Genomic DNA, 10,112 nt, shown 5'->3' with positions numbered 1-10,112 from the left:
CCGCCGACCACACCCCGCCCCGCCCCACCACGAACCGATGGATCACCGGTGAGAACGTGTCGTTCAGCAACACCCCATCGATGTTCACCGCCACCAACCGCACACCACGTCCACCCACCATCACGAAGCACCCCCCACACTCCACCGCACGCGCCCACCGGCGCGTACAGCACCAGGCCAACAAGGACGGAAAGCGACTCACAGCCACCAGGACACCAGCCCCAGCCAGGCGACCCGCCCCCCAAGCGACGACTCCAATAATAAACCGGCCCCCCGGTTTCATCAACGCTTCGCCACACCCCAAACCCCACCACCCGGACGAGGCACCCGTTCCACACCCACGCCCACATCCTCGTCCACGCCATCATCCTCGCCTGCGTACGCACAGCCCCCGGCACCAGACACGCGAAACGGGTGGACGACGACCGTGAAGCGAGCGAATGCTCCCTTCACGGTCGTCGTCCACCCGCCTCGGGTGTGCCGCGCCGGAGGGGTCAGTCCACGACCCGGACCGGCAGTTCGGCCAGCCCTCGCATGATGATGTTGGGCACGCGCGCCGGCGACTCCGTCACCAGCTCCAGGTCGAGTGCCGACAGCGCCGACACCGCTGCCTGCGCCGTGAGGCGAGCCAAGGGCGCGCCGACGCAGAAGTGGGGGCCCAGGCCGAAGCCCAGATTGCGGGTGGTCCGGCGGTCCAGTTGGAGTCGTTCGGGGTCGTCATAGACCGCCGGGTCGTGGTTGGCCGCACCGATCATCAGCATGACCTGGTCGCCCGGCTGGACGAGCTGCCCGGCGATCTCCGCCTCCGCCAGGGCGGTCCGCGAGATCATCTGTACCGGTGCGTCGAACCGCAGCATCTCCTCCACCGCCGCGGACACCTGGTCGGGGTGGGCGCGCAGCCAGTCCCGCTGTTCGGGCGCGCGGAGCAGGGCGAGCATGCCGTTGCCGATCAGGTTGACGGTGGTGGCGTAGCCCGCGGACAGCAGGAGTGTGCACGTGACCTCCAGCTCGTCGGGGGTCAGCTGCTCTCCCCCTTCCTCCGCGGAGACCAGTTCGCTGATCAGGTCGGTGCCCGGGTCGGTGCGTCGCTGCTCGGCCAACTCACCTATGTAGCCGTACAGTTCCGCACGCGCCTGGTCCCGTCGGGCGACCTCCTCGGGAGTGAGCAGGAAGCTCGGGTCGAGGCCGCGAGCGATGTCCGCGGACAGCTCGTCGAAGCGGGCCGCGTAGCCCTCCGGGACGCCCAGGAGGGCGTTCTGCATGCGGCCGGGCAGCGGGTGCGCCACCGCGGCCATCAGGTCGATGGGGCCGTCCCCGGCCTCGGCACGGGCGGCTTCGATCAGCTCGCGCACGATGCGCTCGGCTGTGGCGCGCATCCGGTCGACCTGGCGCGCGGCGAAGGCCTTGCCGACCAGCGCGCGAATGCGGGTGTGTTCGGGCGGGTCGGCGAAGATGAACGGCCGTACGACGGAACCGTCGGCGGCGGTGCGGAAGTGGTCGGCGACCGTGGCGCCGTCGCCCCAGCCGAACCGCGGGTCGCGCAGCACGGCTGAGCTCACCTCGTGTCCGGTCACGGCCCACAGGCCGAGCGGGGTGCGGGTCACCGGGCCCTTCTCGCGGATGGCCGCGTAGACGGGGTAGGGGTCGGCCAGGAAGGCCGGGTCGAAGGGGTCGAAGGGCAGCAGCTGGGCGATGAACCCCGGGTCGAGCGCGGGCACTTCGGTCATGCTGGCAATCCTCACTCCGCGCGGATGTGGAGGGCCGCGCGGCCGGTCCGGTGGGAAGAAGGAGAGGGTGGGCGGGTGAGAAGGGCGGGGTAAGGGGGCGGTGGGCGCCGTGGCCGAGGGCTGCGGGTCAGGCGGTCGTGGCGGTGACCGTCACCGGGAGGTGGTCCAGGCTGTTCGCCACCAGGCTGGGGGTCCAGGTCAGTTGCTCGTCCGGGACCGCCAGGCGGAGGTCGTCGAACCGGTCGATCAGGGTGCGCAGCGCGATGCGGGCCTTGAGCCGGGCCAGGGGGGCGCCGATGCAGAAGTGGGTGCCGTGTCCGAGCGCCAGGTGCCGTGAGGCGTCCCGGTGGATGTCCAGGGTGTCGGGATCGGCGAACTGGGCGGGGTCGTGGTTGGCCGCGGCCAGCGAGATCATCACGTGTTCCCCCTTGGCGATCCGCGCGCCGCCCAGTTCCATGTCCTCCTTGGCGAAGCGGTACACCACCGTGAACACCGGGCTGGTCAGGCGCAGGAGTTCCTCGACCGCCGGGCCGAGCTTCTCGGGATCGCTTCTGAGTTCGGCCAGTTGGTGCGGGTCGCGCAGCAGGTGCAGGATGCCGTTGGACAGCAGGTTGATGGTGGTCTCGGCGCCGGCGAGCAGCAGCAGCATGACCGTGGAGCGGATTTCCAGGTCGGCGAGGGCGTCACCGTCCACGTTGGCCTGCACCAGGCCCGAGATCAGGTCGTTGCCGGGTTCGGCGCGGCGCTGTGCCGTGAGCCGGGTGAGGTAGTCCTCGAACCAGCCGACCGAGGCGATGACCTCCTCGGGACTCGAGGAGCTGCCCAGGCCCACGAATATGTAGGTGTTGCGTTCGAACTCGGCCCAGTCCGCCAGGGGGACGCCGAGCATCTCGTAGAGCACGGTGGACACCAGGGGGGCGATGAAGGCGTCCTTCAGGTCGGCGGTGCCAGCGGCGGCCACTCCGTCGAGCAACTCGTCGGTGATCTTCTGGATGCGCTCGCCGAGGTCGGCCACCCGGCGCGGGGTGAACGCCCGGGAGACGAGTGCGCGCAGCCGGGTGTGCTCGGGAGGGTCGGCCAGGTTCATGTGCTGGTTGAGGATCGACTTGCGGCCGTCGTAGCCGAGGGCGGGCCACAGGTCCTGGAGCGCACTGCCCAGGTCCTTGCTCAGCCGGCGGCTGTTCAGGGCGGTCAGGGCGTCCTCGTACCGGGTGACCATCCACACGGGGGTCTTGTCCGGCAGCAGCAGCTGCTCGACCGGTCTGGGCTCGGGCAGTCCTGGTGTCCAGGGCCGGGGGGCGGTCGTGGCGTCCGCGTGCACGGGGCAGCCCGTGGCCGTGTCACCGTCCGGGTTCGGCATGTCGTGTCCTTTCGTCATCGTGAACGGCCCTCGCCGGCCGGGGTCCCGGACGGCAGGGCGGGAACCAGGGAGGCGAGTCGCTCGGCCGCGCGGGACAGGTCGTCGGCACCGCCCGAAGCGGCCACGTAGCCGTCGGGGCGCAGGAGCACGAAGTGCTCCTGACCGCCGTAGGACGGGATGTGCGCGACCACGTCGGGCAGGTCGGCCGTAAGTTCGGCGGCCCGTGCGGCGAGCGGCCCGGCCGGGTCGCCGTGGGTGAACAGCTGGAAGCGGCCGGCCAGTTCGTCGGTGGCGCGCGGGGTCCAGCGCGGGTCCCGGGTCCCGGGTCGCGGCCGGGAGCGCTCGGTGCGCTGCTTGGTGCCGGGGGCACCGAACAGCACGTCCGGGTAGTGGCTGCGCCAGCCGGCCAGCATCGGCGCGTAGGCGCGGGTCAGTACTCCGGTGACCTGGAGCAGTTTCCAGGTGAGGTTGCGGACGTGGCCGGCCACCGGGCCGGCCACCGCCTGCCGGGCCATGCGTCCGGTGGCCTCGAGGGTCTGTGCGATGACGGCGCGCCGTTCGGGGTCGTAGCTGTCGAGGACCGAGGGGCGCAGTCGGCCGTGTACGACTCCGGCGAGCTTCCAGGCGAGGTTGCGGGTGTCCGGGATGCCCAGGTTGAGGCCCTGGCCCCCGATGGGGCTGTGCACGTGCGCGGCGTCGCCCACGAGGAAGCAGCGGCCGGAGCGCAGGGTGTGGGCCACCCTTTCCTCGCTGGAGAAGAGCGCCACCGAACGCACCTCGGTGAAGCGCAGGCCGCCCGGGCCGCGTTCGTCGAGGAGTGCCTGGGCGTGCTCGGCCGTGGCCCCGGTGCCCGTGGGCACGGCGCCCGAGAGGCGGAACTCGCCGCTGGGCAACGGAGCGAGGAGCGCGACACCGGTGCGGGCGAGGAAGTAGTGGATCTCCTTGGTGCTCAGGTCCCCGTTGTCGGCCGCGCCCGGTCCGCCGGGGGTCGCCGTCCTGGTGATCCGTCCTTCGGCGAGCAGGAAGGTGGCGGGGAACCGTGCTCCCGAGAACTCGATGCCCAGCGCCTCGCGGACGCTGCTGTGCAGGCCGTCGGCGCCGATCAGCCAGTCCGCCTCGATCTCCTCCGTGCCGCCGGCGTCCCGGGTCAGGGTGGCGCGCACGCTGTCCGCGGTGGGGGTGATCCGGGAGACCCGCGTGCCCCACTCCACGGTGGTGCCCCGGTCCGCCAGCGCCTTGGCCAGCAGCTGTCCGGTGCGTTCCTGGGGCAGGACCAGGGGGAGGTCGGACGCGCCCAGCGGGACGCGCGCGCTGCCGCCCGAGCCCAGGTGGTAGTGGAGGGCGGCGGGCCGGACGGCGGCTCGTGCGGCGTCCTCGGCCAGCCCGAGTTCGTCGAGCACCTCCCGTACCGGCGGCCACAGCAGGATGGCGCGGGAGCCGGTGTGCGGGCGGCTCTCCGCGTCGACGACGGTGACGTCCACGCCGAGCCGGCGCAGCTGGGCGGCCATGGCCAGGCCGCAGGGGCCCGCGCCGACGACCAGGACGGTGGTGTGCCGTGTCATTGCTTCTCCAACCACTCGTGCACCGCTTGGGCCGCGGCGTCGGCGTGTTCCTCGAGGACGGTGAAGTGGTCGCCGGTCACCTCCACCGTGTCGTGGGGGTGGTCCCAGGTCGCCGGCGGGCGGTCGTACCCGGTCAGGGGTCGGGTGGTGCGAGCGACCAGGACGGGTGTGGCCGCGTCGGCCGGTTCCCAGTCGGTGAGCAGCCGCAGGTACGCGCCCATGGCAGTCAGTCGTGCGTCGGTGGGGCCGCCGGCCTCGTCGAGGCGGGTGAACACCTGCTCGAAGAGGGGGGCGCCGTCGGTGATCAGCTCCGGGCCGAAGACGAAGGTGTCGAGGAGCACGAGGGCACGGGCCGGGCGGTCCTGGGCCGCGAGCCGGGCGGCGACGCCGTTCGCCAGCAGTCCGCCCGAGGAGTAGCCCACCAGCACCACCGGCCGGTCCCCCGCGGCCCGTCGTACCTGCTCGGTGACGGCGGCCACGGCGGCCGACCGGTCCGCGGGCAGGGGCGCGTCGTCGTAGCCGGGCAGCGCGAGGGCCGTCACGGCCCGTCTGCCGCGCAGGGCGGCGGCGAAGCGCGCGTACTGGTGCGGTCCCGAGGTGGCGAGCACGGTGGGCAGACAGACCAGTACGGGACCCTCGTCGTGCGCAGTGAGTTCCACGGCTTCGGGCAGGCGGCCCGCCTCGTCGGCGGACGCGAACGTGGGGCGCAGCGCGGCGGCGGCGCCGAGCAGGGTGACGAACTCGGCCACTTTCCCGGCCTGTTGTGCCTGCCGGTAGAGGCCCTCGAGGGAGCTGGCGCCGGTGGTGCGGGGGGTGTCGGTCACGGCTGTCGGTCCGCCGAGTTCGCCGTGGAGGTGGCGGGCCAGTGCCTCGGGGGTGTCGTGGGCGAAGAGGGTGGCCGCGGTCAGCCGTACCCCGGTGGCGGCGGTCAGCCGGTTGCGCAGTTCCAGCGTGGTCAGGGAGTCGAAGCCGTGCTCCAGGAAGCGGCGGGCCGGATCGATGGCGGCGGCGTCCGGGAAGCCGAGGACGGACGCGGCTTGCTCCTTGACCGCCGTCAGCAGGGCGGCGTGCCGCTCCTGCGGGGGGAGCCCCGTGAGGTCGCCGAGCGGGGAGGTGCCCGGGGCGGCCTCGGGGCGGCCTGCCGGGGCGAACTCGGCTATGAGGGGCCGCGGGCCGGTGACGGTGTACGCGGCGTGGAAGCGGGGCCAGTCCACGTCGGCCAGGAGGAGCCGGGTGTCCCCGGCGGTGAGGGCGTCACCGAGGGCGGTCAGCGCGCGTTCCTCGTCCAGGACGCCGATGCCCCGGCTGGCCAGCCGGTCCCGGCGGACGGCCGCCGTGCCCGTGGTGTCGGCGGGGTCGGCCCACGGTGCCCAGGCCACCGACAGGGCGGGCAGCTCGTGCGCGGCGCGGTGCTCGGCGAGCGCGTCCAAGGACGCGGTGGCCGCCGCGTGGACGGCCTGACCGACGCCGCCGAAGGTGCCGGACACGGAGGAGAAGAGGACGAACGCGGTGAGCGGGAGGTCGCGGGTGAGGTCGTGCAGGTGCCGTGCGGCGCCCACACCGGAGCGCAGCACGCGCTCGCCGGTCTCGTCGTGCAGGCTCGTCAGGGGCGTTTCGGTCAGGGGTACGGCGGTGTGCACCACGGCGGTCAGCGGCGGGCCCGCGGACTGCTGGGCCAGGAGGGCGGCGACCGCTTCCCGGTCGTCGAGGTCGCACGGACGGGTGGTCACCTGGGTGCCCGAGTCGCGCAGTGCGGTGAGGACGTCATCGGCGACCGTGCCGCCGGGGGCCACGGTCAGGAGCAGGGCGGGGGCACCGAGGGCGACGAGCCGGCGGGACACGGCCGCGCCCGCCGCGGTGTCGGCGCCGGTCACCAGCGTCGTGCCGGTGGGCCGCCATGCGGGGCCGGTCAGTGCGGCCCGGGGGCTGCGCACCAGACGGCGGGCGAACAGACCGGCCCGCCGGACGGCGAGTTGCTCCTCGCCGGTGGCGCCGGACAGTGCGGAGCACCAGGACGCGAGGACCCGTTCGTCGGCGTGTGCGGGGAGGTCGACCACTCCGCCCGCGAGGGAGGGGTGCTCCAGGGCCACGGTGGGGGCCAGGCCCCACAGCGCGGCCTGGTCCGGGTCGCCGTGGGGTGCGGCGTCCAGGGCGACGCTCTCCCTCGTGGTGAACCACAGCGGCGCCCGTACGTCCGCCTCGGTCAGGGCTCGTACCAGGGTGACGGCGGCGGGCCAGCCGAGCAGGGCCACCACCCCGCTGGGACGCGCCCCGGCGAGAGCGGTCCGTAACGCTTCTGCGTCCGGTGCACCGGAGGTGACCTCGACGCGGTGGACGGTGGCGCCGTGCGAGGCAAGCGCGTCCGTCTCCGGGCCCTGGTGGCCGGGTGGCACCGCGAGCAGCCAGTCGCCGGACAGCCGGGGTCGTGGCGGGGCGGGCACCGGGCGCCAGTCGAGCGCGTAGCGCCAGGAGTCGACGAGGGACCGTTCGCGGCGTTCGCGGTGCCAGGCGGCCAGCGCGGGGAGGACGGCGGCCAGTGGCTCGACACCCACCCCCAGGCTCTCGGTCAGGCCGGTCACGTCGTCGTTCTCCACGGCCTGCCAGAAGTCCGCCTCGGCCGGGTCCGTGGTGTCGGCCGCCGCTGCGGAGCCGGGCTCCGGCCAGTAACGCTGTCGCTGGAAGGGGTAGGTCGGCAGGTCGACCCAGGTGGTGGGCCGGCCGTCCAGCGTCCGGGCAAGGTCGACCGGTGCGCCGCGGGTGTGGGCGTCGGCGACGGAACGCAGGAAGCGGGTGAGGTCTCCCTGGCCGCGGCGCAGGGTGGCGACGACGGCGGCGTCGGTCCCGGCGTCCTCGGCGATGTCCTGCACGGCGTGGACCAGCACCGGGTGGGGGCTGATCTCGACGAAGAAGCGGTGTCCGGCGTCCAGCAGGGTGCGGACGGCCGGGTCGAACGCCACCGGTCGGCGGGCGTTGTCGAACCAGTACGCGGCGTCCAGGGCGGCGGTGTCGGTGAAGGACCCGGTGACGGTGGAGCAGAACGCCACGTCGGTGCGGGTGGGGGTCACGTCGGCGAACAGGTCGAGGATGCGGGAGCGCAGCGGGTCGACCTGGTCGCAGTGCGAGGCGACGCTGGAGGCGACCAGGCGGGCGCGCAGCCCGTCGCGGGTGGCGTCGGCGACGAAGCGCTCCAGTGCGGGCAGCGCGCCGACGACGGTGACGGCGTGGGGACCGTTGACGCCGCCGAGGTGCAGCGTGCCGTCCCCCTGGGCGGCCAGCCGGGCGCGCACCTCGGCCTCGGGGGCGGCGACCGACACCACCGCGCCGTTGCCGCGCAGTTCGTCGGCGAACAGTCGGCTGCGGAGCACCACGATCTTCACCGCGTCGTGCAGGGACAGCGCGCCGGCGGCGCAGGCGGCGGCGATCTCGCCCTGGCTGCTGCCGACGACGGCCGACGGTACGAGGCCGTGGGAACGCCACAGCCGGGCCAGGGACACCATCACCGCGAACAGCACCGGTTGCAGGACCTCGATGCGATCCAAGGGGGGTGCCCCGGGCGTCTCGCGCAGCACGTCGACGAGGGACCAGTCGACGAAGGCGCGGGCGGCCCGGTCGCACTCGGCCATGTGGGCGGCGAAGACGGGCGCGGAGTCGAGCAGCTCGGCGGCCATGCCCGCCCACTGCGAGCCCTGGCCGGGGAAGACGAACACCACGCGGTCGGCGGGTCCGGCGGTGCCGGTGACGAGGGCGTCGTGGGGTCGGCCCGCGGCCAGGGCGTCAAGCGCTTCGGTGGCGGTCGCCGGGTCATCGGTGACAACCACGGCGCGGTGCGCGAAGGCGGAGCGGGAGCGCAGGAGTGCCGCGGCGGTGTCGGGCAGGCCGCCGTCGCCCCCGCGGCTCTCCGTGGCGTCGGGGTCGAGGAGCGGCAGGAGCCGTTCGGCCTGGGCGCGCAGCGCCTCGTGGGTGCGGCCGGACAGGGCCACGGGCACGGGCCCGGTGCCGGGGGCCGCGGACGTCGTACCGGCAGGGTCGGGCGCCGTCTCGGCGGACGTCGCCGGCCGGTCGGGGGGCGCGGCGAACGCGTCGGCCTGTTCGAGCAGGACGTGCGCGTTGGTGCCGCTGATGCCGAACGCGGACACCCCGGCGCGCCGCGGGCGGCCGGTCTCGGGCCACGGCTGCGGTGCGGTGAGCAGGGCCACCGCACCGGAGGAGAAGTCGGCTTCGGGGGTGGGCGCGTCCACGTGCAGGGTGCGCGGCAGGTGGTCGCCGCGCAACGCCATCACCATCTTGATGACACCGCCGACCCCGGCGGCGGCCCCGGAGTGGCCCAGGTTGGACTTGAGCGAGCCCAGCCACAGCGGCCGGCCCGCGGGGCGGTTGCGGCCGTAGGTGGCCAGCAGGGCGTTGGCCTCGATGGGGTCGCCCAGGGCCGTGCCGGTGCCGTGGGCCTCCACGGCGTCGATGTCGGCGGCGGCCAGGCCCGCGTCGGCCAGGGCGGCGCGGATGACCCGTTCCTGCGCGGGCCCGTTGGGCGCGGTCAGGCCGTTGGAGGCGCCGTCCTGGTTGACCGCGGAGCCGCGTACCAGGGCGAGGACCCGGTGACCGTTGCGACGCGCGTCGGAGAGCCGTTCCAGTACGAGCACGCCGGCGCCCTCCGACCAGGCGGTGCCGTCGGCGGCCCGGGCGAACGCCTTGGCCCGTCCGTCGGGGGCCAGGCCGCGCTGCCGTGACAGTTCCACGAATCCGGCGGGGGTGGACAGCACCGAGGCTCCCCCGGCCAGGGCCAGCGAGCACTCACCGCGGGCCAGGGAACGGCAGGCCAGGTGCAGGGCGACGAGCGACGCCGAGCAGGCGGTGTCCACGGACAGCGCCGGACCCTCCAGGCCCAGCGTGTAGGAGATCCGGCCGGACAGGACGCTGACCGCGTTGCCGGTGAGCAGGTAGCCCTCCAGGTCCTCGGCGGACCGCGCCGCGACCATGCCGTAGTCCTGCGCGCCGCTGCCGACGAACACGCCGGTCCGGCTGCCGCGCAGGGACAGCGGGTCGATCCCGGCGCGCTCCACGGCCTCCCAGGACGTCTCCAGGAGCAGCCGCTGCTGGGGGTCCATGGCCAGCGCCTCCCGCGGGGAGATCCCGAAGAAGGGGGCGTCGAAGTCGGCGACGTCGTAGAGGAAGCCGCCCTCCTTGACGTAGGTGGTGCCGGGGCGGTCGGGGTCGGGGTCGTACAGCCGGTCCAGCGGCCAGCCGCGGTCGCGGGGGAAGGCGGCGATGACGTCGCGGCCGGTGGCCACGGCCTCCCACAGGTCTTCGGGGGAGGCGATGCCGCCGGGGAAGCGGCAGGCCATGCCCACGACGGCCATCGGCTCGGCGTCGCGCTGCTCGTGCTCGCGCAGCCGCTGTCGGGCTTCGTGCAGGTCGACGGTGACCTTGCGGAGGTAGTCGCGGAGACGGTCGACGTCACTCATG

3 protein-coding genes and 2 pseudogenes are annotated in these 10,112 nt (G+C 74.1%); all 5 read right to left on the bottom strand.

Going from position 1 to position 10,112, the window contains the following annotated elements; all coding sequences use genetic code 11:
* Positions 1 to 121 (bottom strand): annotated as a pseudogene (locus E4U91_RS39340) (HAD family phosphatase); the annotation flags it as partial.
* Between the two features lie 373 nt (positions 122 to 494).
* The gene (locus tag E4U91_RS35370) at positions 495 to 1,727 is read right to left on the bottom strand and encodes a cytochrome P450 (protein WP_137310575.1); all 1,233 of its coding nucleotides are present in this window, start codon (positions 1,725 to 1,727) and stop codon (positions 495 to 497) included.
* A 127-nt stretch (positions 1,728 to 1,854) separates the two neighbouring features.
* Positions 1,855 to 3,087, bottom strand: a complete 1,233-nt coding sequence (locus E4U91_RS35365) for a cytochrome P450 family protein (protein ID WP_168218232.1) — start codon at positions 3,085 to 3,087, stop codon at positions 1,855 to 1,857.
* 14 nt (positions 3,088 to 3,101) lie between these two features.
* Positions 3,102 to 4,649 (bottom strand): FAD-dependent oxidoreductase, encoded by a 1,548-nt coding sequence (locus E4U91_RS35360; protein ID WP_137310573.1) that lies wholly within the window; start codon positions 4,647 to 4,649, stop codon positions 3,102 to 3,104.
* A 23-nt stretch (positions 4,650 to 4,672) separates the two neighbouring features.
* Positions 4,673 to 10,111: pseudogene (locus E4U91_RS35355) on the bottom strand (type I polyketide synthase); the annotation flags it as partial.
* Position 10,112: the final 1 nt, after the last annotated feature.

It is taken from the genome of Streptomyces lasalocidi, assembly GCF_005280215.1.
GTDB lineage: Bacteria > Actinomycetota > Actinomycetes > Streptomycetales > Streptomycetaceae > Streptomyces > Streptomyces longwoodensis.
The sequence above is the reverse complement of the archived record's forward strand: the minus strand, read 5'-3'. Positions and strand labels throughout refer to the sequence as shown.